Source organism: Pseudidiomarina aestuarii, assembly GCF_048263735.1.
In the GTDB taxonomy this organism is placed as follows: Bacteria; Pseudomonadota; Gammaproteobacteria; order Enterobacterales; family Alteromonadaceae; genus Pseudidiomarina; species Pseudidiomarina aestuarii_B.
This window is the reverse complement of the sequence record NZ_JBLXDX010000004.1, coordinates 145521-171488: the sequence shown is the minus strand read 5'-3', so window position 1 is coordinate 171488 and position 25968 is coordinate 145521. Positions and strand designations below refer to the sequence as shown.

Annotated in this window: 18 protein-coding genes; 7 read left to right on the top strand and 11 right to left on the bottom strand. The window is 50.6% G+C overall.

Annotation, left to right across the window (positions count from 1 at the left end; translation table 11 throughout):
- Positions 1-125 precede the first annotated feature (125 nt).
- Genes ACN0S4_RS10420 through bcsR form a run of 6 tightly spaced genes read right to left on the bottom strand, consistent with a single transcriptional unit; the run spans position 126 to position 9576 of the window.
- Positions 126-2636 (bottom strand): cellulose synthase subunit BcsC-related outer membrane protein, encoded by a 2511-nt coding sequence (locus ACN0S4_RS10420; RefSeq protein ID WP_417657612.1) that lies wholly within the window; start codon positions 2634-2636, stop codon positions 126-128.
- On the bottom strand, positions 2629-3792 hold the full coding sequence (gene bcsZ / locus ACN0S4_RS10415; protein ID WP_417657611.1) for a cellulose synthase complex periplasmic endoglucanase BcsZ: 1164 nt from the start codon (positions 3790-3792) through the stop codon (positions 2629-2631). The genes ACN0S4_RS10420 and bcsZ overlap by 8 nt, the downstream gene beginning before the upstream one ends.
- Position 3793: 1 nt before the next feature.
- Positions 3794-6058: a cellulose biosynthesis cyclic di-GMP-binding regulatory protein BcsB gene (gene bcsB / locus ACN0S4_RS10410; RefSeq protein WP_417657610.1), complete on the bottom strand. Its 2265-nt coding sequence runs from the start codon at positions 6056-6058 to the stop codon at positions 3794-3796.
- Positions 6039-8624 (bottom strand): UDP-forming cellulose synthase catalytic subunit, encoded by a 2586-nt coding sequence (gene bcsA, locus ACN0S4_RS10405; RefSeq protein WP_417657609.1) that lies wholly within the window; start codon positions 8622-8624, stop codon positions 6039-6041. Before bcsA ends, bcsB begins: the two co-directional genes overlap by 20 nt.
- Positions 8625-8626: 2 nt before the next feature.
- Positions 8627-9379, bottom strand: a complete 753-nt coding sequence (gene bcsQ / locus ACN0S4_RS10400; protein WP_417657608.1) for a cellulose biosynthesis protein BcsQ — start codon at positions 9377-9379, stop codon at positions 8627-8629.
- The gene (bcsR, locus tag ACN0S4_RS10395; RefSeq protein ID WP_417657607.1) at positions 9376-9576 is read right to left on the bottom strand and encodes a BcsR/BcsP family cellulose biosynthesis protein; all 201 of its coding nucleotides are present in this window, start codon (positions 9574-9576) and stop codon (positions 9376-9378) included. Before bcsR ends, bcsQ begins: the two co-directional genes overlap by 4 nt.
- 153 nt (positions 9577-9729) lie before the next feature.
- On the opposite strand from bcsR, the gene ACN0S4_RS10390 reads away from it, so the two are divergent.
- The 3 genes from ACN0S4_RS10390 to bcsG are packed head-to-tail and all read left to right on the top strand — an operon-like array spanning position 9730 to position 13065.
- A complete protein-coding gene (locus tag ACN0S4_RS10390; protein WP_417657606.1) occupies positions 9730-11268 on the top strand; it encodes a BcsE family c-di-GMP-binding protein in 1539 nt (512 codons plus the stop codon).
- Positions 11269-11278: 10 nt separating this feature from the next.
- Positions 11279-11440, top strand: a complete 162-nt coding sequence (locus tag ACN0S4_RS10385; protein ID WP_417657605.1) for a hypothetical protein — start codon at positions 11279-11281, stop codon at positions 11438-11440.
- On the top strand, positions 11437-13065 hold the full coding sequence (gene bcsG / locus ACN0S4_RS10380; RefSeq protein ID WP_417657604.1) for a cellulose biosynthesis protein BcsG: 1629 nt from the start codon (positions 11437-11439) through the stop codon (positions 13063-13065). Before ACN0S4_RS10385 ends, bcsG begins: the two co-directional genes overlap by 4 nt.
- A gap of 1 nt (position 13066) precedes the next feature.
- Here the strand turns inward: bcsG and arfB are convergent, their stop codons facing one another.
- The 5 genes from arfB to ACN0S4_RS10355 form a co-directional block, all read right to left on the bottom strand.
- Entirely contained in the window at positions 13067-13480 is a 414-nt protein-coding gene (gene arfB / locus ACN0S4_RS10375; protein ID WP_417657603.1) for an alternative ribosome rescue aminoacyl-tRNA hydrolase ArfB, read from the bottom strand.
- The gene (gene recD, locus ACN0S4_RS10370) at positions 13481-15421 is read right to left on the bottom strand and encodes an exodeoxyribonuclease V subunit alpha (protein WP_417657602.1); all 1941 of its coding nucleotides are present in this window, start codon (positions 15419-15421) and stop codon (positions 13481-13483) included.
- Positions 15418-19074, bottom strand: coding sequence for an exodeoxyribonuclease V subunit beta (gene recB / locus ACN0S4_RS10365; RefSeq protein ID WP_417657601.1), 3657 nt, complete (start codon positions 19072-19074; stop codon positions 15418-15420). Before recB ends, recD begins: the two co-directional genes overlap by 4 nt.
- A complete protein-coding gene (gene recC / locus ACN0S4_RS10360; RefSeq protein WP_417657600.1) occupies positions 19071-22538 on the bottom strand; it encodes an exodeoxyribonuclease V subunit gamma in 3468 nt (1155 codons plus the stop codon). Before recC ends, recB begins: the two co-directional genes overlap by 4 nt.
- Positions 22539-22625: 87 nt before the next feature.
- Positions 22626-23543 carry an META domain-containing protein gene (locus ACN0S4_RS10355; protein WP_417657599.1) on the bottom strand — a complete coding sequence of 306 codons (918 nt, stop codon included), beginning with the start codon at positions 23541-23543 and terminating at the stop codon, positions 22626-22628.
- 63 nt (positions 23544-23606) lie between these two features.
- Between ACN0S4_RS10355 and ACN0S4_RS10350 the strand changes: the two genes are divergently transcribed.
- The 4 genes from ACN0S4_RS10350 (at position 23607) to ACN0S4_RS10335 (ending at position 25955) form a co-directional block, all read left to right on the top strand.
- Positions 23607-24134: a fused DSP-PTPase phosphatase/NAD kinase-like protein gene (locus ACN0S4_RS10350; protein WP_417657598.1), complete on the top strand. Its 528-nt coding sequence runs from the start codon at positions 23607-23609 to the stop codon at positions 24132-24134.
- A gap of 68 nt (positions 24135-24202) precedes the next feature.
- On the top strand, positions 24203-25132 hold the full coding sequence (locus ACN0S4_RS10345) for a rhodanese-related sulfurtransferase (RefSeq protein ID WP_417657597.1): 930 nt from the start codon (positions 24203-24205) through the stop codon (positions 25130-25132).
- A gap of 79 nt (positions 25133-25211) precedes the next feature.
- Entirely contained in the window at positions 25212-25685 is a 474-nt protein-coding gene (locus tag ACN0S4_RS10340; protein ID WP_417657596.1) for a Dps family protein, read from the top strand.
- A gap of 72 nt (positions 25686-25757) precedes the next feature.
- On the top strand, positions 25758-25955 hold the full coding sequence (locus ACN0S4_RS10335; RefSeq protein ID WP_169931202.1) for a DUF3185 family protein: 198 nt from the start codon (positions 25758-25760) through the stop codon (positions 25953-25955).
- The last annotated feature ends 13 nt before the right edge of the window (positions 25956-25968 follow it).

Sequence of the window (25968 nt, the reverse complement as noted above, 5' to 3'; positions counted from 1 at the left end):
TAAGAGTATGTGCCTTACTGGTCGGAGCTGCAAGTTAGTTTGCCGCGTCTACTCTGCGGTTACCCTTAATTTTAATGGTGTTGGTCGTATTTTTCGCTTTACCCTTGGCGCTCGCAGAAACGGTTTTATTCAAACCAAGGATTGTCGACGTAGCGCTGAGGCGGCGCTGGCGGACGCCGTGCAGGTAAACTCCAACCGCCGAAGTGATAGCGCAGATACAGCATAAAATTGTCGGGCGTAAAAAACTCAGAACGCTCTAGTGTGGTGCTGAAACCCACGTACCAATGTGAGTTTACCTGATACTCCAGAGTGGCCTGATAGCTTCTACCGAAACCGCCACCTTTACCACCCGCGAACGTTGGCTCGATTCCGGTAATTGGCGCTAAAGCTTCCGCTTGCGCCTGCAATCCTGGATTATTCGGGAAGAAATCGGAGTCAGCTAAGCGCGTCGACGATTGTCCAAACGAAGCCCGAAACCGATAGGACAAACGTTCATAGCGACCATAAAGTGTGATCGGGATGCTTAACGAGACATAATGTTTAGGGCTGTAGTAGCCGCCTTGACCAAACGTAGTTTGACTTTGATCGTTGGCAAAGCCCCAGCTCAACCCGGTCAAACCAAGGTCCACTGCGAAGGGTTCCGTATCGTACACGGTCGTGTAGAGTCCAGAATACGCATACCATTGGCGATTACTTTTGGTGGCATCACCATGAAACCAGTTTAAACCTGCATTAGCCCACCAGCCCCAGCCAGTTCCTTGATCCCAATTCATACTAAAACCAAGATTATTGCGGGTCACGGGACCCCAATCCTCACCACTGAATGGATCGGTAATACCGGAAAAGTTCACCAACCCTGAGGTGAGTATGCGTCTCTGTGCCTCAACACCCCAGCCGAACTCGCCCACATCACCGCTATAACTTAACCCTCCGACCCAGGCGTAATCGTGGAATCCCCATGGACTAGTGCCAACATCAAATTCCCATGCATCCCAACGAGCACCAACACCAAAGGCGACGCCTTGTTCTTTGGCCTCAGGTTGAATGCCACTCGGGCAGCCTGATTCACAAATCAGCCCAGTACCAAAGCGATTGCGCCAGAAATTGTCATCGAGGTCAGCAGCACCAGCATTGGCGCGAATCGGATCCACTTGAATAAACCATTCACCGGTTGGGTTATCCTCCATTGGCACGGTCAAACGAACGATAAACGAATCCGTGTTCAAGGTTGAAATGCCAGGTGTACTCTCGCGTTCAGCGCGCTCATAACCTAACCACAATACCGCCTCGCGGCGATCACTCAGATCTTCTAGGCGCGTTGTTGGAATGTTTACAAAGTCGCCACCCACTGACTGTGTTCGCGTATTTTGCACAGCTGCAAGACGGCGATCGAGCAAACGTTGTTGCAATGCGATGACGCCCTCACCACTCTCGCTGCCCGGCAATTGATCCAGTTGAGCTTGTGCTTCCGCAAATTCGCCAATTCGTTCTAAGAACAGGGCATAAGCAAAATAACTATCCGAGTCTGGATTCACGTTTAATTGCTGCAAGTAGAGCTCGCGAGCTGCTTCGACGCGTCCAGCTTCTTCTAATGGGCGGGCGGTGTCGGCAACATCCCAAGCGCTTGGCAGTTCAGGCTCGGGTGGAGCGCTTATTGGTGTTGGTTCGGTTGCTGCGATAATTTCGGATTCTGTTGTCGGCTCTTCAGTACGCTGGTCACTCGCGATATCTCTGGCATCACGCTGTTGTTCGGCTTGGTCCGCCACCTCCTGTTGCTTCGACTGCTCGGCAATGAGCTGACGTCGTTGTTGCGTCAGGTCACGCTGAAATCGCTGTACTTCGGCATGGTTCGGAAAATAGCGAGCGAGCTGTTGCACCGCTTGTAGCTCAGACTGACTCGGAGTCAATGTCGGGAGTACACGTAACCACAGACTCAAAGCTGCATTTCCGTATATTGAATCTAACGTTAAGCCAGTTAGCTGCTGTAGGTCCGGCGTTGTTAGCAGGCTCAAGGCAAGCTTTTGATTCAAAATGGCTAGGGTAGTCGGGATATGCTCGGGATAACGCTGCTGCAGTTCAGTCATACCCTTCAGGGCACGTTCTCGCTCACCTGCACGCGCGATAATCTGCCAATACTCAAGTGCTAAGTCAGCGGCTACCGGTACCTTAGCATACACTTCAGGGAGTCGCTGCGCCGCCTCATTGGAGCGCCCAGCAATATCCAACAGGCGGATTTCAGCCAGCACTTGCAACTGTTCATCGGTCAGTTCGAGTGATTGCTTTAAGCGGATGGTCTCGATACGGTTCGGTGCATAGCGCTGCATTTCAGCAAGTAGCGCCTGTGCGGCTGCACGATCACCTGCTTGTAACGCAGCGTTAGCGCGCAACTCCAGCACCAGTGGGTGACGAGGCAATACTCGTTCCAACTGCTCGAGGGCACCTTCAAGCTGAAAGGTTCGGCCGCGCTGCAACCACAATTGAACCCGTTCTTCGACAAGGCGTAATGACTGTCGTTTGGCAGGATCACTCTCTGTTGCGGACCACGGCGTTGACGTTGATTCGATGTTTTGTGATTGCGCGATCGGATAGCCGCTCACACACAGCAAACAGACACTCAACTGCCACCATTTAGTCATGACTTGCACACCAAGCGTGTTGCCAGTTTACTGTCAATTGACCCGTCTCGGTAAACTGGTAGCACTCATGCACTCCAGTTCCGAACAGCAATAACATCGTGGTGTAATAGCTTTCAGCGTAACGCTCTGGTTCAGTTGCTACAATTCGAGCACGAGCCAGTTTCGCGGCAGTTGGGTTCGAGCGGTCGAGATAAGGCAACAAAACGGCACTAAACCCCAAATTCCCGGTTCCATGAAAGGCTGGCTCCAACCAATCGACACGTTCAGGAATGCGCCCGCTTGCCGCAATCTCTTGTGCCAACGCACTCGACTGATCCAATAAATTGGCATAATCACCGTTCCGATCAGCTTCCAACGCTAACCAAAAATAGCTTCGAATGGCGTCGTAATCCGCGCTAGGTTCGGGCTGATCCGCGGTCAGCACAAAATCAAAGTCGAGTTGCAACCAATCAGCATAGAGACCATGCGGGTGCATGGCATAGATTTCCGCACTCGAGACATAGATATCCTGCCAGTCACTGACCCCCGTGGCTGTATGTAAACCGTCCAGCATGGGTAGTGCCAAATAGCTCGGATTGACTCGCAAGGTCTGCGCTGACTCATCTACAAATCCAGATGGCGCTGGTAACAAAACTCTCCGACCAGCGACCTCAATGACTTCATCCCGTATGATACGATCAGCAACTAACTCGCCCAAGGCACTCAATCGAGGCTCGTTCCACAAGCGCCCGGCTTCCAACAACGTATAGGCAATAAAGAGATCAGCATCACTGGCTGGATTACTATCAATGACACCCCAGGTATCATTCTCATAACCCCATAACCATGCCGGCAATTGCTGAGTGATGTCACCTTCACTTAAATTGTCTTCCGTCCACTGCAACAGCTGATCAAAACGCGCTCTATCATTCGCAACCAACGCAAAGAACAGCGCGTAAGACTGCCCTTCCGAAGTAGTAATGGAGCGCTCATCCGAGCGGTCAATCACGCGTCCCTGCTCATCCATAAAGTCAGTCACTAAACGTTGATAGTGATACTGAAATTGCAACGCTGAAACCGGCGGCTCGGGCGCAGGCGCCTCTTGGCAACTGGCTAAGCATAGCCCCACCAAACCAACGAGTCCGGCTCTGATTCCCTGTTGCCAGCGACTCTGCATATTATTTCTTCACAACCCGTTGTTGCGCACGACGTTGGAAAACTCTCACAATGCTCAGCGCAAGAATAAGAACCGCCAGCAGCGCCAGTAACGTTACCACCATGGGGTACTGCGCCAGATGATAGGTAAAACGCTTCCACCACGACAGCGAGCCAACATAGTAGGGTTGAATGGTGTCGTAGCTATCCACTCGCGCAGGCGTTAACACTGCCATAAACCCATTGAATTGATCGGTGCTGCTGGAATCGTTGAAAGCCGCTCGCACTCGCTCCAAATAGGAATCCGTTGTTGCAGTAATGGCGATGACTGAATGCTGCGCCGAAAATGGTGATTGAAAACCCACTATCGCAGCACTTGGGCCACTGTTCTGCAACGCCAAATCGGGTTGATACAGAAGATTGTTCTGGCCGCTCAACGCATGACCTTGCAACTGCGCTTGCAACGCTTCGTCGCCAAATCGGTCGAGCCATTCGCGCAATGTGCTCGAGCCGATAATCAAGTAATCATGTTCATCACTAGGCTCAATTTCAGCAACGGTAGTGACCGTCAATTGGGTTGCTGGATGACCGGTCGCAGCACTCATTTTAGCCACCACCGACATTAGCGTTTGAACAATATCATCGGTCAACTGTGCTGGCACCACAACTCGCGTCTGCGCCAAGTCATCATATTTGGAAAATGGGAAGCCTGTTTTCGCAAACAAATGAACGTCCGGCAGTGCAACGTAATGATCGTAGCCACGCAAATCAATCAATGAGTTTCCATCAACCGCACCTCGAGCATTCTGCAGCGGCATAACACGACAAGCGTCACTCACCGAACCAAAACTGAATTCAAACTGAAGCTGATTAATGGCGCCCAACTTGAATGAAGGTATTTGAACGTTATTTTCAGCAAATAGACCACCGTCAATCAGCGGCACCCGCACTCGTTCCTCGGCATTCTCGATACCTGCCTCGGTCATGGTAAAGCCTTTGATGAACTCGTTATTCACGCTCACGAGCATACGGCTTTCATCACGGACAATCGGCGGCGTATAGCGAAAACGCAGGTCAATAGGAATGCCGTACTGTTGCCAGGTAAATAAATCCGGTGGCAAACGCAACTCCAATTGAATTGGTGACCGATTCGAGGCGCTTCGTTCCAGTTCACTTGGATGGTCCACTAAGTCGGCAAAACGGACTGGCTGATCAATTGGAATCCAGCGCGGTGCAGCATAAGCCTCGCGAGGAGCTAATGGCATTGGGTTAATGGTTGCGCTGGCACCGCTCAAACCACGGTTACCAGTCACGAAGGTTGCTGTAGCAGCACGCAGTGCACTGGCTTCTGGAGCTGCAACCACCAGTAATTTATAGGTTGGATACGCAGGGTTATCGATAATTTCGACTTGCGGTTCAGTGACCTGCGGATAGTTACGTAGCGCCCATGGTCGCTCGCCGTTCGTGAGCATCACAATGGCGTGCCTACGCGGCCACCGCAAGCGCCAGTCTTCATCCCAATCGGGTTCGTCGACGCGCATACGCTGCACTTCCAGTTTGAGTTCTCGCCAGTCAGCGAGCATACCGAAATAGGACGCCATGATTCCTAAAGCTTCGGTCTCTTGCAGTTCGGGCTGCGGGGGCAAAATGAATTGCAATGACGCGCTGCCGAAATCATTTTTATCGAACCAAGGTTCTGGAAAAAAGGCTAATTCATCGGCTACTTTTAGCTGTTGATAATCGAGCTGTAATTCACTGTTACGGAGGATTTCAAACCAAGCAGATGGTGACGCCGAAGTACATTGCCCGACATTCACTTCACTCAGCAATTCAAATCTGAGTTCATTGTATTGTGCGAACAAGCGCGGATCTAAGCGCAACGTCACCGATTGATTGTTTCCCGCATCACCCGCCCGCAGCGGGATAACGCCCGTGACCTCGTTGTTCAACAACACCCGCACTTGCGTAACCACATCAATAATAGCGGGTGATGTTTGATAGTTCAGACGCAACGTAGCGCCAGTGACAACACGGTCAAGCCGGCCACCAAAGCCAATCGTCATTTGCGAGTTAATACCGCTGATGCGCAAGGGAGCTTGTGTGGTCATGCTGCCAACCGCATAACGCTCAGTCCAGCGTGGCAACTCGGTAATCGGCTCAAAGCGCTCTAGTGCGGTCTGGTCGTTATCGTTATTCCGCTGCTGCGCTGCAACTGGCGCTGCAATAAAGGTCATAGCGACCCATAGGCATGCCAGCATGTTGGCTTGTTTAAACGCCCAGTGATTCATCTTCCTCTCCTGTACCCGGAGCTTGCGGGAGCACACTCATGATGACTCCCCATCCACGATTGATCAAACCGAGTACCGGAGCCAATGGCGGTGCTAAGCGCACAGCCAAGTTCTGATATCCTCGCAAGCCGATCCCTAAAATTTCACGCAAACTTGATAGCGGTTGATCTTTCGTTTCGTTGAATCGCCAACCGACCCATGCGTCTGCGCGGGCGAAAGTAGCCCGTAAAAATGCTCGCTCCGCAGCACTGTCTGGAAACTCAAAGCGCACGCCAATGGTCAAGCCACGCATACTGACGACTCGAGCTGGGAAACCGTGCCGAGTAGTGCCATGGTGCATGACCACATGAATGGAGTCGCCAGGCGCTAACGGTAGCTCATCATAGAATCGAATACCGGCTCCTGAGCTGGCAAAGTCAACCAACTCGGCGGCATAGCTGTGTTCGCTCGCGGTCATGATGCTAATAGGTCTATCGACGCGAATTCGATGCGAGGCACGTATCTGTTTCGCTTCCTCAGCTACCGCTAATGCGCCACCAAGAATAAATAGATTATAAGTTATCCACAGCAGGTTCAGAGACACTGTGAGTAATTCATCCCGCGGGCCATAGAATAGAGAATAGATACCAAAACCGGCGCCAATGAGCGACAGACCGATCAGAATCAAATAGGGTAGCGAGATGTTGAGATCGAAATAATCTCTCTCAATAGTGCCGCCCTTCGCGGTGACGTTGAACTGTCCGTGCTTTGGAGCAAACAGCGCCACCGTTGTTGGCCGCAAAATATACCAAGCCAGAACCGTTTCATACATTTCCGCCCAGAACGAATGCCGGTAATTACCCTGCGCTCGCGAGTTCGCTAAATTGGCATGAATCAAATGTGGTATGGCATACATCGCAATCATCACTGCGGGTGCAAAAACGATATAACTGTGCAGCAGCAAAAATGCTAACGGCGCCAGCAAGAAGATGGTTCGTGGAATACCATTCAAGAAGTACAACATGGCATTCGCATAGCAAATACGTTGGCCCCAGTTGAGTCCCTTCCCACGTAATGGATTATCCAATCGAAAGATTTGCGCCATACCTCGCGCCCAGCGAATGCGCTGACCAATGTGCGCCGACAAACTTTCAGTGGCGAGACCAGCTGCCAAAGGAATGTTCAAGTATGCCGAGTTGTATCCCAACCGATGCAACTTCAAAGCGGTATGTGCATCTTCCGTCACTGTTTCAACCGCAATACCACCCACTTCTTCGAGCGGACCACGCTTTAAAATGGCACACGAACCGCAAAAGAAAGATGCGTTCCACATGTCATTGCCATCTTGAATGAGCCCGTAAAATAATTCGCCTTCGTTGGGCCGACTGCGAAATACCGAGAGGTTACGTTCAAAGGGATCAGCAGAGAAAAAATGATGCGGTGTTTGCACCAGTGCCAACTTAGGATCTTGAAAAAACCAGCCCACCGTCAGTTGGAGAAAGCCACGTGAGGGAATGTGGTCACAGTCAAAAATAGTGATGTAGTCACCCGAAGTGATTGTCAGGGCATGGTTTAAATTTCCGGCCTTTGCATGACTGTTGTCCGCTCGTACGATGTAGCCGACACCCACTTCTTCGCAGAATGCCTTAAAGTCGGGTCGTTTGCCGTCATCCAACACGTAAATATTCAGTCGATCTTGCGGCCAGTCTATTGCGGTTGCCGCCACCACGGTGCTGCGAACCACGCTCAAAGGTTCGTTATACGATGGAATATATACGTCCACCGATGGCCACACCGAAGAATCAGCCGGTAGCTGTGCGACTCGACGCTCCAGCGGCCACACGGTTTGAATATAACCAAGGACTAAAATCAGCCACGCGTAGGATTCGGCGATGAGCAGTAAAATACCCAAGGACGCATCAAACGGGATATCCCAGTTGATAGTTTGCGTCACCCGCCAGAATAGATAGCGCGTACTTACAATCACCGACAGCAACACCATCAGCAACATAGGGATGCGGCCCTGTAAATTTCGCACCCACAGCGCCAAAGCCCAAAAGAACAGCAGCATTAAACCTTGGTCGGTGGCATCCATGGGTAACGAAATGACCAAGGCAACCAAGAGCGCTGCCCCAATGGTGATAAACACACGTAGGGTCTGCGATGGAATCCATTCGCGTGATAAGACAGTCTGGAAAAATCGCTCGAAGCCTGACGTCGCAAATTGTACGGGTTTATTCGCTAACTTACGGTGTTGCCAGGGATTTAATCGCTGCAGAATGGATGTACGGTCACTATTGCGTGACAAGCCATCCGCTCTCTCTTGTTGGGTTTTGAATAGCAGCAACCAAACAGCCTGCAGTGCCAGTCGAATCGGGTCCAACCAACGTGGGCGCTGAAAGTTGACATGAGGGAACCAATAATTCAGCCGGAGCCGCTGGTCAGCATGATCGAGTTGCTCACTCGCATCGGTGTTGAGCAAAATCACTTCGAGGTGTAGCCAAAATAAATAGGAAAAGGCTGCCAAGCGCGACTGCTTACGTCGCACCTCTCGCCATTGTTCCTGCCATTGCGCCAGCCACAACATGGCTACTGCACCTCTAGCTGGGCTTCGAGCCACTCGGCAATAGCAGCAAACTCAACATTTGCTTGCGCACCGAGAGTAAAATCAAATGTGGTTTGTTGGGTCGCCAATGCTTCCGGAATATGCTGATCACGCTGAATAAATGTCGGCACCAACAAGTGAGGATCCAGCTCACGGCGCAACAAGTCCGCAATATCGCGGCTCAATTCAAGATGCGGCGCACACTGGTTCAAAAGCATCGCATGACGCAAACCTTGATGCTGAATTTGCGGCCACGTAATTCGCGAAAAATAACGCAAAGCTGGGTAGACACGGGGCTCTGGTGTCAGCACGTGCAGCATAAGCTCAGCATGTGTTGTTAACCAGTTGAGGATGGTTGACTCAGAATTCGGCACGTCAATAAACACGATGAGCTCTTGCGGCGATTCAAACCGCTGCAGCAGTTGGTAAAGCCCCTCTAATATACCTTCAATGTCAGAGCGGTCAGGCTGCTCATCAATCTCACCATGCGGCAAATAGATGAGACCATTGTCAGTTTCAAATGCAGCGTCACGCAGATCTTCCACTAATTGACCGGAGCGAAACAAACCGCGAGGATCACCAATTGGCATCCCAAAGTGTAGGCGCAGGCTATTGGTTGCACAGAGGTCTAACGCAATAACTGGGTGCTTTCTGCGCCGCATTGCATGAGCCAGATTGGCGGTGATGGTTGTTGTACCAGCACCGCCGAAGAGCCCTTTGACTGCAATCAACTTCATGTTGATTCAGCCTCGCTCTCAAACTCCTGCTGTGCGATGGGCTCAGCAAAGAGCCGCCAACGTTTGCGAATCGATTGGATACGGTCAGTCTCGACCACTTCTTGATAGTCGACAGCGAGTCGCTTTACTTGCGTTTGCAGTCGCTGAATATCTTCAGCTGTAGATGCTGTCGTGTGGACGCGCCAGATCGATGTCATCGTAATTCCTCGCCTATACAAGTTCCGCGTGAACTTGAGGTAGCAGTATGAATTAAATATTTAAAAAGTTAAATAAGCCGTTACAATAAGGTTAGATCAAAACCCGATGATTGAGACGTTGAATCGTTGGGCTCCACTCTTTAGGTGACGCTTATGCGCATTGAGTTCGACAATTTTATCGACGGGCTCGAACATCAGATTCCAGACATTGAACCCGGTCAGTTGCATTTGGTTGTTGTTGAACAACTCGAGTGGCTATCCCGGTTAGTTTGGCATGTGTGTGCACAGCAAAGCTTACTTTATATGGTCGAGAGTCATCTACCTGAAGACCATAGATTAGATCTTTCGAGCTGTCGCAAAGGCAGTGATATAGCCGAGTGGAAACCCGCTAAGCACTATACCCATGAGGGATTCGGTAGAGCACTGTCTAGCCTTGGTAACAGCTACGATGTCATCTGCATGCAATTTTCTACGCAGTCCAATTCGGCATTATTGGAATTTATGCTAAACCAAGGTGGATTGCTGACCGCGCGTCGCTGGGCTCGCAATCAGCAAAAAATTCTTCTGGTCATTCTCGATGGTGACAAAGACGAGCCGCAGTTGCGCTCATTTCTTGCTGCCAACGCCTGCCATTGCCACAGCTCAAGCTCCATTTATCAGGGCCAACCCTACTGGCGTTGGGATATCAGTCATTGGTTTGATGGTGCGCACGTCATTCAGCGAAACCTGCGACTCGAAGCTCAACCTGAGGGGCGCTTTGCCGTTGTTGAAGACCCGAGTACTAACACTGAGAATTACTCGCTACAAAGTGAGCAAGCCCCAGTTTACTATGTGAATGGCGCACTTGATGGTAGTGATGTCGCTCCTATTGAATGGTACATGCTGGATCAGTCAGATGAATGGCTGGATCATTTAACACCGATGAGCGATGACGCGCTGATCATCGGCTATTTTCGCGGGCAGACCATGCAGCGGCTGCTGCGTGACGTCTATGAGGTTCGCAAAGTTTGCGGCCCTTACGTACGTTTATACATTCGTGAACGCGACCAAGCGATTCGGCATCATGATGAGCGTTTGTTGATGCAAGCGGGGGCAACTATGGTGTTGCCATTTGGCTTGCGCTTTAGTCAGGTCGTCAGCCTCGTCGAAAACTCGGTTGATTGGCGTTACAACCGTCGGTTACCTGAACATTTCGATGAGTTAACCGACCAGCTCGTGCCAGAACACTTACAAGGCTATTTGCCAGCTCATGACTTTGCCGAGCAAATTGTTTTCCTCTCGCAACTGGCTGAGCGCCAAGGTGTCGATTTTACGTTGGTACGAGCCAAGCCGGGCTCTGGCATGACCTGTGTTGATGTCTTAAAGGCATTTAAACATCGCCGTGAAGGTGATTTATCGAGCAGTGATGGGCACTGGGTTTACTTCTTCTTATTTGCCTGCCGCGCCGCTGATGCAGATAGGGCGTTAACATTTTTGTTCGGATTGCCGGTGCAAACATTGTTGCGTGAAGAAGAGCGCATGCACTCGGTCTATTTGATGCAAACCACGCGTGACCAATTACTCAGCAAGCCCCGAATACCCGATTTCAGTGAACAACTCCAACTTGTTGATGGTACGGTAGAGCGTGATAGTGAAGCGTATGATCGTTTCTTTCCAAGCCCGCGCCCTGCCAAACCGGCAAAATTACAGTGAGACTCGTATAATGCCTGATGACCAACTCAGTTTACTGCTCACCCTCACATTTGTGCTTGGCTTAGTAGCCGGTCTACTGCTATCCCTTACGGTACGCCAAGCATTTAGCTGGGTGATGAACCGCATTTATCAATATCGCTACGTGCGAATTCGCCGTGTGAATCGTTCATGAAACAACCGAATTATTATATTCGCCATCGCGAACAACTGCTCAATCGTGCTGTTTTCAGTTGGCCGGGGTTGGGGGGGTGGAGTTTCTACTTTCTCGTGAAAGTGGGTCTTGCCTATTTCGACTTCGTTCAAGTTGCGCTGCTGTATAATTTTACGCTGATCGCTGTGCTAGTGGTGCCATTACGTTACGTTTGGCTGCGCATCTTGAGGCAGGTCCTCGCTATTCCTGCTGGTATTGCGTTGCTCTATTATGAGAGTTATTTACCGCCATTCAACCGACTGCTCGAACAATGGGAGCAGGTCACTGCGTTCAGTTGGCAGTACATTCTGGAACTATCAGGTCGTATCATTCAATTTGAGTACATCGCGATTCTCATCGTCAGTTGGATAATCTATCTGTATATGGCTCGCACGCTCAGAATGACTATGATTGCTATTCTGGGTCTGTTTAGTTTGGTCTGGTTTTCACCATCGGCTCAGCAAGATTTAGAGGTGGTCGCCAGTTTACCTGCGGGAACTGCTGATGCACTTCCTGGCGCCCGCCGACCCTCATCTCCAGATGAGTTTTTGACCCAGTTTTACGAGGAACAAGCGCAAATCTTGTTCGATGCGACGGTGCAGCTCACACCTGATTTCGATATCTTAGTCGTCAATATTTGCTCGTTGTCTTGGGATGATCTTGCGGTTGCAGGGCTCGATCAACATCCACTGTTTAGCAACTCAGATATTGTCTTGGACAACTTTAACAGCGCCACTAGCTACTCAGGTCCTGCTGCGCTGCGCTTACTACGAGCACAATGCGGACATGCGCCGCATGACGACTTGTTTGAGCCTGCACCACAATGTTTATTGCCGCAACGTTTAGCGGAACACGGTTTCCGATCAGAACTCTTGATGAATCACACCGGCGAGTTTGATAATTTTCGTCAGCAGCTCCATCAACACGGTGGCCTACCGGCGGAAAATGATGTTCCACTCGGTGATACTCCAGTAGCGATGACTGGATTTGACGAACAACCGATTTACGCGGATTTTCCGATCCTCTCCAAGTGGGTATCAGCGGCTGTGGACAGCTCACAACCGCGACTAGGCTTTTACAATACCACCAGCCTACACGATGGAAATCGAGTGCCTGGATTCACAGGCAATAGTCTCGAAAGCTTCCGTTTTCGGGCACAACAATTGCTCGATGACTTACTTCAGTTGCAAACAGATATTCGCGCCAGCAACAGAAATGTGCTGTTGATTATTGTTCCTGAGCATGGTGCTGCGCTACGTGGCGATAAAATGCAAATTCCAGGCTTACGCGATATTCCGAGTCCAGCTTTAACGCATGTCCCCGTACTCATCTCGCTATTTGGCGAAGATATCAATAATCAGCGGGTGGCACCGCAGCGCGTTTCTCGAACCACTGGTCCAAGCGCCGTCGCCGCTGCTATTGTTGGTATATTAGAGCAACAACCGTTTCAGGGTGGTGCCTACGATCCTGCAGCGATAGCCGATTCGTTACCGGTTACCGAGTGGGTCGCTGAAAATAAGGATGTCAAAGTCATGGATTACAACAATCAATACATCCTGAAGCTTGGCAATCAATCGTGGATTCGCTATCCGGGCGCGACGAAATAAGTTAATCGAGTGGCTTTTTGCGCAGTGACTTAATATCACCGCGCTTTTTCTTGCTCTCGATGCGGCGTTTCTTGCTGGCTTTTGTAGGTTTGGTCGCAATGCGTTTTTTCGCCACGCGACCAACACTTTTCACTAACTCGATAAACTGTTCCAGCGCGAGTTCACGATTCGTTAGTTGGCTGCGCGTTTCCTGACATTTAATGATGACCTTGCCACTCGCAGTAATACGATGATCGGACTTAGCGAGTAGCCTTTCTTTATAAAACTCAGGTAGTGACGATGCGCGGATATCAAAGATCAGTTGTGCGGCTGTCGACACTTTATTGACGTTTTGCCCACCAGCGCCACTTGAACGAATAAACTGCCATTCAATTTCAGCATCTTGAATTTCAACGCGTTGAGAAATCGTAATCACTTAGAGTCCCCCACTTCGCTCGATGCGTCTGAGTACTGCTGTTTCCACCACCTCTGGAGTGGCTGCCACAAGCGTAAATTGCTGCTTCGCTCGCGTAATGCCGGTATAAATAAGCTCCTTGGTCAACACCGGACTGTCTCGATCTGGAACCACCAGCACCGTGTGCTTGAACTCTGAGCCCTGCGACTTATGCACAGTCATGGCATACACAGAATCGACCTGACTGAGACGACTGGGCAGCAACCAGCGAACTGACGCTGGTTTTGTTTCAGAACTCTTTGTTTCCGACCCTTTCGTTTCCGACCCTTTACTTTCTGACCACAGCGCCACCCGCAGCGGCTCATCTGCTGCGCGTTGCAGCACCACGCCAATATCGCCATTGCGGACGTTCAGACTGTAATCGTTATGAGTAATCATAATGGGCCGACCGTGATACCAAGTTGGTAGTATACCGCCACGTAAGGCTTCGGCATGTAACCATAGCGCAAACTTTTGGTTCAGTTCGCGCACGCCCCATTCACCTTCTCGCACCGCCGCTAATACCTGAAATTCAGTTAATTGCGTCAGTAATTCTGCTGCCCAGGCATCAATTTCTGCCACGTCATCCGGTCGATTCGCAAGCAGCGCGAGAAAACCAGCAAAACCACGCTCGATAAACTGACGGAACCTCTGATCCCCAGCAGCACGGACTGGAAAATACTGAATTTCATTCGCCTCTTGCTCTCCAGCTAACCAACCCTGTAACCATGCTGTCTGTTGCTGATTGACCTCATGCGCGAGTTTGCCGATACCCTCTTCCGCATTAAACCGGCGACTGGTTCGCAACATGACGACGTGCTGCAAATAAGGGTTCGATGCACCTGACTCTTGCATCGCTTCGGGTATGCTTTGGCCACTCACACGACCAAGCCAAGCGGACAATTCCGGCGCATACGCACCTGCATCGGCGCCGCGACAGAGTTGTCCCAATACGGCACCTGCTTCTACCGATGCTAACTGATCTTTATCACCCAGCAATATTAGCCGTGCACCGCTTGGCAGAGCGTCAACAATAGCGGCCATCATCTCGACATCGACCATTGATGCCTCATCGACAATGAGTACATCTAACGCCAGCGGGTTCGTGCGGTGATGACGGAAGGCTCGACTCTGCGGCTGGGTCCCCAACAATCGGTGCAACGTAGTCGCTTCATCTGATGCTGGAAACTGAATTCCGCTTTGATTCAGTTTGGGGAGTTCTGCGCGGATAGACTCCGTCATTCGTGCCGCAGCCTTGCCTGTCGGCGCTGCTAATTTGATTCGCAACGGCTGTGCACTTAGGGCTTGCAAGGTCGCAATCAGCCGGACCACCGTGTAGGTTTTACCGGTACCTGGCCCACCCGTGATAATGCTAAACAAACTGCGTGTTGCTAGCGCACAGGCCATGCGTTGCCAACTGATTGTGCTATCTGGCTCACCGAACAACTGCGTTAATAGGGTGCAAAGCCGATCCTCATCGGGATTCGTTGCGGTTTGCATCAACTGCGCCAGTCCGTGTTTGATGACTTGCTCATAGCGCCAGTAGCGCCGCAAGTACACACAGTCACCAGCCAGAACTAACGGGGAGTCCTCGCCTTGAGTGGCAGCACTATTCGCGAGCTGTTGTAGCACCGCTTCCGGTGTCCCTAATCGAGCGATTACATCTTGTGGCGATGTCGCTTCTCGAGCTAGAGGTGAAAATGAATGTTCCGGCGGTAACGCCAATACTTGCCCTGGATATTGCCAACAATCGCGAACATCCAACCGCGGGTGACCGCGCCCAAGTTGATAACTCGTCAGGCCTGCAATAACAGCACTGACTTCATCGTCAGTCGCTCGCATGACGTAGCGTGCCAAATTCATATCGATTGCACGTATCCAGCCACAGGCGTACCACTTTTCTAAGCTTTCCATCAACGTCATTGGTCGCTCCCTGCCGGTTTCGCACCCGCGAACAAATCATCCAATGCCTCAATCAAAGCCCACGGTGGACGCTCAAAAAAGGCACCACCTGTTTCATGACGATAGCCACGCATAAACAAATAGACCGCACCGCCAACGTGCGTCTCGTAATGATATTCCGTACCTAAGCGAGCACGTAGCAACCGGTGTAAAGCCAGCGTATAGATAACGTATTGGAGGTCATAGCGACTCTCAATGATCTTATTCCGCATGGCTTCAGTGGAATAAGCGGAAGCATCTGTCCCCAGATAATTGGACTTATAATCGGCGACGTAATAGCGACCTTCATGCTCAAATACTAAGTCGATAAAGCCCTTCAACATGCCGTTCAGTTGCGTTGGTAACACACTTGGACGATCAGCTTGCTGCAAGGTATGTTTCTTGACGAGGCTATCAATGGCCGTTGCAGACACCTGTTGCGCTGCAAACCAAAATTCAGGCTCCGCCTGATAAACGGTCAAATCCGCCAAAGTCACAACACTGCCGTCAAGCTGAATAGGAGTCGTTAAATAGTCCCCCAACCAATCCGTCAGCACTGCCTGATGTTCTAACCAAGGCGCCATAGTTGCGGATTGTTCCACCAGAGCCAGCGGGTTCTGTTGAACCGCAGCAAAGCCCTGATGCGCCGCTGCTTCCAACAAGTTATGCAAGAAGGTTCCTGCCTGCGCACCTTTTGGAAATGCATGCATTTCTCGTGGAGTTTGGGTGCTCGCTTCAACCTGTTCTTCGAGAGCACGAGCACGCTCAGCCTCTGTTGCATTCTGTTGCTGGGTGGTTTCAGCAGTCGGAATCCAATCACCATAAGTCAGCGCGCTATAGCTCGCCAGCCACCAGCGTTCTAACTGACGCTCCGCTGGGAATGTGCAAACTTGAGCGGCTAGCCGTTCGGCCTGTGCTTGCTGATAAATCGTTTTTGTAGGGTCATTGGTTACCGTTGCGAATGCTAAACCTTCGATGTGCAAATCTGCTATCCCATCGGTTCCCTTTAACTCAGCATCATCACCCACCAGTAACGTTGCCAGCGCACTTTGCGACCACTGCGGGAACGGCGCGATATCGACGTATGTTGCGTACTGAGCTCGAGTCAAAGCGACATATAATTTCCGTACATCTTCTGCGAGTCGCTCATGCTCGGTTCGAGCCACGCCGGTTTGATCATCTTTGCTAAAAACAAACTTTAATAGCCCTTGCTCGTCATGGTAAGCGACTGGAAAGTTTGATTTGCCGGGAAATGGTTTCGCATCGGCAATAAAGGGCAGAAATACAAGTGGATACTGCAGCCCTTTAGATTTGTGGATGGTAATAACTTGTACCAGCTCGCTATCACTCTCAAGTCGGACTTGCTGTTCGGCCGAGTTGGTTTGCTGATTTCCTTCACGTGCATGCCGAATATGATCTGCCAAATAACGCAGTAGGCCAGCCATACCGTCTTGCAGCGTAGACTGCTGCTGTAACAGCTCAGCTATGTGCAACACATCGGTCAACTGGCGCTCGCCATCGTCAGAACGTAATAGTTGTGCGGGTACTGAAAAGTCATGCAAGCAGGCATGCAATACCGCAAGTACGCCCTTCTGCTGCCACAGTTCATGATAGATAGTAAATCGATCGACCATAGCATCCCAAGCCATTTCATCAGTCGCTAGCGCGTCAAGGTCGGTCAAGCTTAAACCCAGCAGCGCGGTTGCTAACGCCGTGCGGATTCGCTGCGGTTCCCGCGGATTCGCGCTGGCATTTAAAATGTGGAGAACGTCGATTGCGAGTGGATTCGCAAAGACCGAATCGCGGTCAGATAGATAAACACTGCGCACACCACGAGCTCGCAGAGCGTCGCGGATCTTTTTCGCTTCCTTGCCGTTCGCGACCAAAATAGCAATATCACTCGGCCGCACTGGGTTAATGGAGCCATCAGCTTGCTGGAAACCACAGGTTGCATCACTCAATAGATTCACAATCTGTTCGGCGCAGCGCGCACTGACAGCTCCCCGCAACTCCTCTTTGTTAGGTTTGCCACTAAGTTCATGGACAAACGCTTCCAGTGCCGGCGCTTCGTTGCCTTGTACGACCCAAGCGTCCTTGCGCCCATGTGCCGCAACGGGTCGAAATGGCACCGGATTATCCGCAGTTGTCGCGAATCGAAAGGCTCCCTGAGGAGTCTGTTCCGCATGCTCGAAGAGCGCGTTAGTCGCCGCTACCATGGCTGCTGACGAGCGGAAGTTTTTCGCAAGCGTGTAATGTCGTCCAGCGGTTGCTGCTCGGGCTTCGAGATAACTATAAATATCCGCGTAACGAAACGAATAGATGGCCTGTTTAGGATCACCGATGATAAACAGTCCGGTGTTTGGGTCATTCTGAGCCAACCGATACACGGTATCGAAGATGCGATATTGCACGGGATCGGTATCTTGAAATTCATCAATCATCGCCACTGGAAACTGAGTGCGAATGACCGTGGCAAGTTGCTCGCCTTGAGGTCCGGACAAAGCATCGCGCAAGCGCGTTAACATGTCATCAAAACCCATTTCAGCTCGTTGCGCTTGAATCATTCGAAAGCGCTGGCGTAGCCACTGTGCAGCATGCTGCAAAAGCGGTTGGCCGACATCAGGCAACTGCTCAACCGCAGCATATAAATCTTCCAGCAAGGCAAAATTAGGCATATCGGCTAACTCGACCTTCGCTGCCTCGCGAATACCCTCCTCGCTCAAACGCCGGCGCGCCGCATCGGTCAGTTCGGGAGCCAATAAGGCGTCACCACGATCCAATGAATCCACCCAGGTTTCCAGAACCTGAAGCCATGCTGCCACATAATTGCTCTTAACCTTGTGGCCATTGAAATGTTTGGCCACGAGATGACGTTCCAAAAACTCACGCAGGTCATTCACAAAGGAGCGCCACGGCAGTTGGTGATGCTGCTCTCGGAGCCGCTGCTCCGCTTGAAAGCGCTCAGTAATGATGTCGGTAGGAGACTTAGCATCGCCAGCGTCACTGTCTGTCAGAGGCGCTTGAATGAGTCCTCGAGTCGATTTGAGTAGCTCTTCTGGGTTACCGAATTTGTTGGTGAACAGCAAATAATGGGCTTGCTGCTCAGCCCTTAAAGACGCGACAAAGGTCCGCCAATAATCTTGTGCAACCGTTAACCATAGCTCGTCATTGTCGGTGTTCAGTTGCTGCGTAAATAAGCTCCCCGTTGAAAACGCATGTTCTCGGAGCATCCGGTTACACCAGCCGTGGATGGTATGAACTGCGGCTTCATCCATCGATTGTGCCGCAAGGTCTAAACGACGGGCTAACAGGGCCCATTGCGACTCAGCATAATCTGCCCGCAACGCCTGTAAAAACTCATCGTCGATATCAATTTGTTGACGAAAATAGCTTGCCGCCTCGCTCAAGCGAGCCCGAATGCGATCACGCAGCTCTTCGGTTGCAGCTTCCGTAAAAGTCACCACCAAAATATCTTCCGGCCGCAACGCCGAAGTCCGCTCAATACCTTCTCCATGACCGAGAATCAACCGCAGATATAACGCGGCAATGGTATAAGTTTTGCCTGTTCCCGCGCTCGCTTCAATCAAGCGGCTGCCATGCAATGGGAATGTCAGTGGATTCAGTAAGTCACTCATGACTGTTCCTCCACTGCGGTCGCGCCAAATAAAGCTGACAATAAAGGTAAATACAACTGCGGTGCAGTGTTCAAAAAGGCTTCATCTTGGATCAACTGGCTATAGGTTGGGAACAATCGGCCACTGTAAATCGCTCGCTCAACCCGCGCAGGAGAGAATTGATTGCTCTCTTCATAAAATTTGGCAGCTTTCTCATGATTGACTTCAGGCTGTTGCTGCTGAATCAGTTCATCCATTTGCTTATAGCTTTGCGACCAGCCCTCGAATATGGTTTCAAAATCTAACCCGATAGGTTGTTGCAAAGCTTGATGCGTGTGGCGTAATAGCAGTTGCAAATAGTTGCGAGCAACGTTGGCATCTAAAGGCTTCAATTCCAGAATTCCGACCTGGCCTAAGACCAATGTGGTGGTGGGTGCTTCTTGGTTGAGGAGCACATGCTCGACCCAAGCAGCCAAAGCGTAATGCGGACGACCTTGCCCTTTGCTATCCACCAACTTAGACGCCTTCACCAAAATCGATAAGCGCTGACCAGAGTCGTTCACTCGAACGCGGCGCGCTATCGATTCCACGCTGACACGTTGCTGATTGATGCTGCATTCGGCTTGGAGATGTTGCATTGGCAGGGACTCGGGATAAGCCGTAAGCCACTGTAATAACACCTCCGCATTCGGAGCCAGTAAGTGTTGAAAGTGCGTCGACATCGTTGCGCCCGCGGCACCAGCGGGTAGGATTCCAGCGCGCACATAGCGCTCCATTTGATGATTGAGACTTGCTTCCCAAGGCGCCTGTGTATCTTCGTAAAGACTATCCACCAAAGCATCAAGCAAAGGCTCGTGCAACTGGTAAGTACTTAAACCATCCAGCGCGAAGCGTTCTTCATCTTCCACAGTGGCATCACGATCACCGAAATACACTTCAAACCGCAAGTTGAATAAGAGTTTCGCTGGTTGCTCGAGTGCAGCGGCTAAGTGGCGCGCGGTAAATGCACTGTCATAGTACCAATCGGATAGCGGTTGAGTTTGAGCGAGTTGCTGCTGTACGTCATGCACCAAACGCCATTCATGGGCATAAGTGAACGGTGCCCTGCTGCTCGGCTCACCGCGCTCGAAATACTGCCAGCTAAAGGGTTGTAAACCATGCTGCTGAATCAACTGCTCTGACTTAAATTGTGGCCAACATTGCTGCACATACTCCAACAGTTGACTCACCAGTACCGATGGCGGTCGCTCACTATTGTCTCGAATACTGCGCCCACACCAACTGATGTAGAGCTTCTCACGAGCGGACAATAATGCTTCGAGAAACAAATAACGGTCATCATCACGACGTGAACGATCGCCCGGTCGATAATCTCGAGCCATCAAATCAAAATCAAACGGCTTTTGTGAACGTGGATAATCGCCATCATTCATCCCCAACAGGCAGACCCATTGAAAGGGAATGGCACGCATCGGCATCAAGGTAGCGAAATTCACACTACCAGCCAGAAACCGCTGTTGCAGACTGGCTTGATCAAGCCGGCTGAGCCAGCTTTCAATCACCACCGTCAAATCAATCGGCGCAGTATATTCTGCTGCCATGGTCGCTTCGGACCATGCAGCTAGTTGCTCATGAATGCGGCTTACCAGTGCAATATCGAAATCCGACTCGGGTGCGAACAAGGCATCCACAAAGTCACTCAAGAGCGCCTGCCATTCTGCTGCAGAGCGAGCGGCTTCGCTCTGCGTAAAATAATCTTCAACCGTATGAAGTAACTCTGCCAAAGCTCCTGCTGCTTGTGCTTCTAAACCGGCGACTTCAACATAAGGCTCGGTTTGACTCCAAAGTGACGGTTCCGCATGAGTCGTTGAGGCACCTACGGCATACCCCAGCAACATCCGTTGCAAGCCGAACAACCATGAGTTCCGCCCCTCATCAGCCGGCACTCCTAACGCCTCCCGATGCTCGGCATGTAGTGCCCAGCGGATACTGGCACCATCAATCCAACGCTGTAATAGCGGCAACCACTCGGGTTGTAATTGAAAACGTTTTTGCACTGCAGGCACTTGCAGAATATCAAGGAGTGCACTGGCGGTAAGCCGCTGATGGCGAATCGTTACCAGGTATTCCAGCGCAATCAGCATCGGTTGCTGATGCCGCTGGCCTTGGTCAGCCAGAGTATAAGGGATATACCGCGGGTCTTTGCGATCCAACTTACCAAACACGGCATTAATATGGGGCGCATAGCGGTCAATATCAGGCACCATCACCATGATATCTCGCGGCCGTAGATCGGGATTTTGCGCAAAAGCGGCGAGTAACTGGTCGTGTAACACTTCCACTTCTCGTTGTGGACTGTGTGCGCTATGAAAATGCAGCGACTGATCATAAGTCGGCTCGGTATCACTACCCAGTTGAAGCCGCTCTTCTGCGGATCGTAACTCTAAAATATCGAGTTGGATCTCCTGCAGTAGTGAAGTCGGTGGCGCGCCGTCAAAGAGTTCAAAACTCAACTCTCGCAACGACTCACTTTTCTGTCGTGTCTCATCAAACTGATCGAGCAGGCGAATATAATCTCGGCCTTGCTTGCCCCAGGCGGCTAGTAGCGGATTGGAGAGTGCATGCAGAGCATCTTCATGCATATCTGCCTGCATGCCGGGCTTAAATGCATGCCGCCGTTGCTCCAAGCGCATCAACTCGTGGCCATCAATAATATCGGCCCAGTGATAACGACAGGGGTTATGCACGCACAGTACAATTTGCATACATCCTTTCAAGGCGTCGAGCAGCTCAAGTAACTGCTGGGGCAAACTCGAAATCCCAAAGACGATAACGCGCGGCGACAGCGCTTTAGGACGAGTAGCCGGCGTTAATTGCCGTGCGGATTGAATAAACTGTTGGTGTAACTGCGCGCGATTATTCCATTGCTGCGCGCCAACATCTTGCAGCAACGCACGCCATAAAATTGGCTGCCAATTGTTCTCAGCATCCGCTTGTTGCGTTCCACCACTCGCCCAATCAGCCAACCAGTCAGCACGATACATTTGATATTGGTCGAATAAATCAGCGAGCCGCTCAGACAATTGATACCACTTGCGTGGCTCGTCGCTGTCACCGAGATATTGTACCAGCCCCTGAAAGTCGTCGGGTTGCTGGTGCAACAAATCAGGCAGTAAGCGGAGAATTCGCCAGGTCAAACGATCTTTGTCGAAGGGCGATGTGGTGGGTAGCTCGTCACCTAATACAGCACGGTAGGCTTGCCATTGAAATCGTGCAGGTAAGGTCACGTCCAACATGGCCGCGATGCCCGCCGCTTCGGCCAAATGAATCTTCAACCACTGCGAAATACCATTCGACTGCACCAACAGGGTTTCATTTACTAAAGGGGGTAGAGGATACGTCCCTGTGAGGCGCACAACTAAATCGGTCAGTTCCTCTAACCTATGGCTGTGCGCGACGATAAATCCTGGTGTCAAATCACTCATGCGGCATCCTCTGTTGCATGACGTCATCCTATCGAATCATGCTCTCCGACACTAGCATTGCTGCACGTCGGATTGTGTCGCATTGAATTAATTTTTACGTTGCAGTTGAATCACATTGCCATCGGCTAACACTAAGTCTAGTTCACCTGCAGCATCGAGTCGAAAGCTCTGTACCTCGGTCAATTGACGGAACCATTCATCTTCAACTGCCATGGCAGTCTCATCGCAAAGCATCTTCGTCGCAGCGAGCGGATTAAACTGTAACCCCTCACCGGTCAGCTGATAAGTTCCACGATACCGATTACAGCCCGCAAAGCCGGCCACATTGGACTCAGGAATAAATTGTATAGTGGGCGCTTGCTCCGACGCTGTCTGTGCTAATTGCCACGTAACACCCTCCAACAATTGGCGTGGGTCACCGGCACAACCCGCTTCTTTTTCACCCTCACGCCCCAGATATGCCGTATAGGGATAACTCTGCCCACTCATCGAGTCTTGACAGTATTGATCGAGAATCATCAAGTTTAGGCCGTCTTCAGCGGCAATGGACCACGTCATTATCGGCTCATCTTCCACTAACCGTGGCGCCTCTACTGTTAACTCTTGCTCGGAACCCGGCTCTCGCATTGTCAGTGTTTGACCGGTTAGGCTAGCAAGCCAAAACGGCTCGTTGCCTCGCGCACTGAAGGAAGTGGGTAAGGTTCCTTCTTCGATACACAGGGGAAACGGTTCGCCATTGATAATCAGGGTTGCCTCATTTCCTTTGCTCCAGAACTCAATGGCAAAGTCATCATCACGATACCGTGCACCCGAGGCAGATATGGTCTCTACCAACGCATAGCTTTGGTCTGGTAACTGAATATCTAATCCAGTATCCGTAACCGTCGCAGTCAAGGTCAGCGCCGCACATTGATAAACGGTGCTCGGCTCTACCAAGGGCTCTGGTTCTGAGCACCCGATCAATATGAAACTTACGCTAAAAGGAATAATGACCTTCTGCCACATTCAGACTATCCTTATTGCTTAAACTCGGTTTAACACTGACTCTGAGAACTCATGGAGGTTCCCATGCTGCGCCGCCTTCTCACACTATTTATCATTGTTGTCAGCGGTCTCGTTATGACTGTAGCGCATCCCAAACAAATCTCAAAAATTCCAGAATCACTTCAGAATATGGCCAATATCCGAGTTCCCGTACCCGGGCGAATTTCTGCTGGCCCACCAACCGCTGAACAACTCACCGCCTTTGCGGCTGAAGGCGGAGAAGTAGTCATCAATCTGCAGAGTTTTGAAGAGCTTCAAGATATTCCTGAAGCTTCTTGGGCGGCAGAGGCGAATCTAGACTATTTCCACATTCCCATAGCGAGCGGCAATGATTTAACCCGTGAAGCCGTTGCTCAATTTGACCAGATTGTAACTGCCAACCGCAATCGACAAATGCTGATGCATTGTGGCAGTGGTAATCGGGTAGGAGCCATGATTGCCTTGCGCGCAGCATGGCACCAAGGCGCGACAGCTGCAGAAGCCATTGCACTGGGTGAGCAATATGGGCTCGCCAGTCTGAAGCCACGCGTCGAGAGTCTTCTGAACGAGTAAATTTATGCTATAATCCGCGCGCAATTTTGACCTCGGATTTGCGATCCGAACCGCCAAAAGGAAATGCTATGTATATTTGCGCTGCACTCTACAAGTTTGTGGAGTTGAATGATTTTGCCGACTACCGTGAGCCACTCTACCAATGTTTGGTTAATCACGAAGTCAAAGGCACCCTGCTTCTCGCCCGTGAGGGTATCAACGGTACTATTTGTGGCACTCGCGAAAATATTGATGCGGTACTCGCATTTATTCGCAGTCGCTCCGAATTTGCTGATATCGAACACAAAGAATCACCCAGTGACACCCAAGCTTTTTATCGCACCAAAGTGAAGCTCAAAAAGGAGATCGTCACTATGGGCGTCGACTGGGTCGACCCAAAGAATATTGTCGGCACCTACGTCGATCCGAAAGATTGGAATCAATTGATTACCGATCCTGAAGTACTGCTGATTGATACACGGAATGATTACGAATATGCAGTCGGCACCTTTGCCGGCGCTGTCAATCCGAATACTGAGAGCTTTCGCGAGTTCCCTGAATATGTGAAAGACCACCTCGATCCAGAAAAGCACAAGAAAGTTGCCATGTTCTGTACCGGTGGTATTCGCTGTGAGAAGTCTACGGCCTATTTGAAATCACAAGGGTTCGAAGAGGTGTATCACCTCAAGGGCGGCATCTTAAAATACTTGGAAGAAGTGCCCGCTGAAGAGAGCACCTGGAATGGTCAATGCTTTGTTTTTGATCAGCGCGTGACTGTTGGCCACGGCTTAGTGCAGGGTGATTATGACCAATGTTACGCCTGTCGTATGCCAATCACCGAAGCCGAAAAAGAATCTGAACACTACCAAAAAGGTGTGAGCTGTCCACATTGTTTCGACAAGACTTCTGTTGAACAAAAAGAGCGCTTTGCCGAGCGTGAAAAGCAGATTCAATTGGCTAAACAACGTGGTGAAGAACATATCCGCGATGGCAAGATCGATGAACTCAATCGGGTTTAATCGATTTTAATGGAACTCCTTGTTGTCTATACTAGTCTATATTGGTTAGATAAATTGACCTATTAACAAGGAGTTCTGTATGTCACAACTGAATGTCATTGGTCTTGAGCGGAATAACGCAGAAGTGCTTGCTGAACGACTCAACGAGTTACTGGCCAACTATCAAATCTTCTACATGAACGTGCGCGGCTTCCACTGGAATGTGAAAGGTCGAGACTTCTTTGAACTGCACGTTAAATTTGAAGAAACTTACAACGACTTATTGCTGAAAATTGATGAAATTGCCGAGCGCATCTTAACGCTAGGCCAGCGTCCCTTGCATGCTTACTCGACTTATATCAAGAGCAGCACCATTCAAGAAACGAAGGATATTCACGACGGCCAAGCCTGCGTCCGTGAAGTGTTGGAAAGCTATAAAACAACGATTCGCCTGCAACGAGAAATCCTTGACTTAGCGAACCAGTCCGACGACGAAGGTACGTCCGCTTTGATGAGCGACTACATCAAAGAACAAGAGAAAACTGCTTGGATGTTAAATGCTTACCTTGCTTAGTAGCTAATCACAGAAGTTTTGCTATGCTAGATACGTAGTACCCTAACTCTCTGATAAAAAAGGAAGCTAAGTATGAACAAACTCGTAGGAATCGTGTTGTTAGTGGTTGGAATTATTCTGCTGTATTTCGGCTATCAAGCATACGACTCAGCAGCATCTGAAGTTTCTCAAGCTGTAACCGGTGAAACAACTGATGAAGCCATGTGGTATCTGATCGGTGGAGCGGTTGCGGTCGTGATTGGCCTGTACGGCATCATCAAGGGCAAGTAACCGAACTAATAGT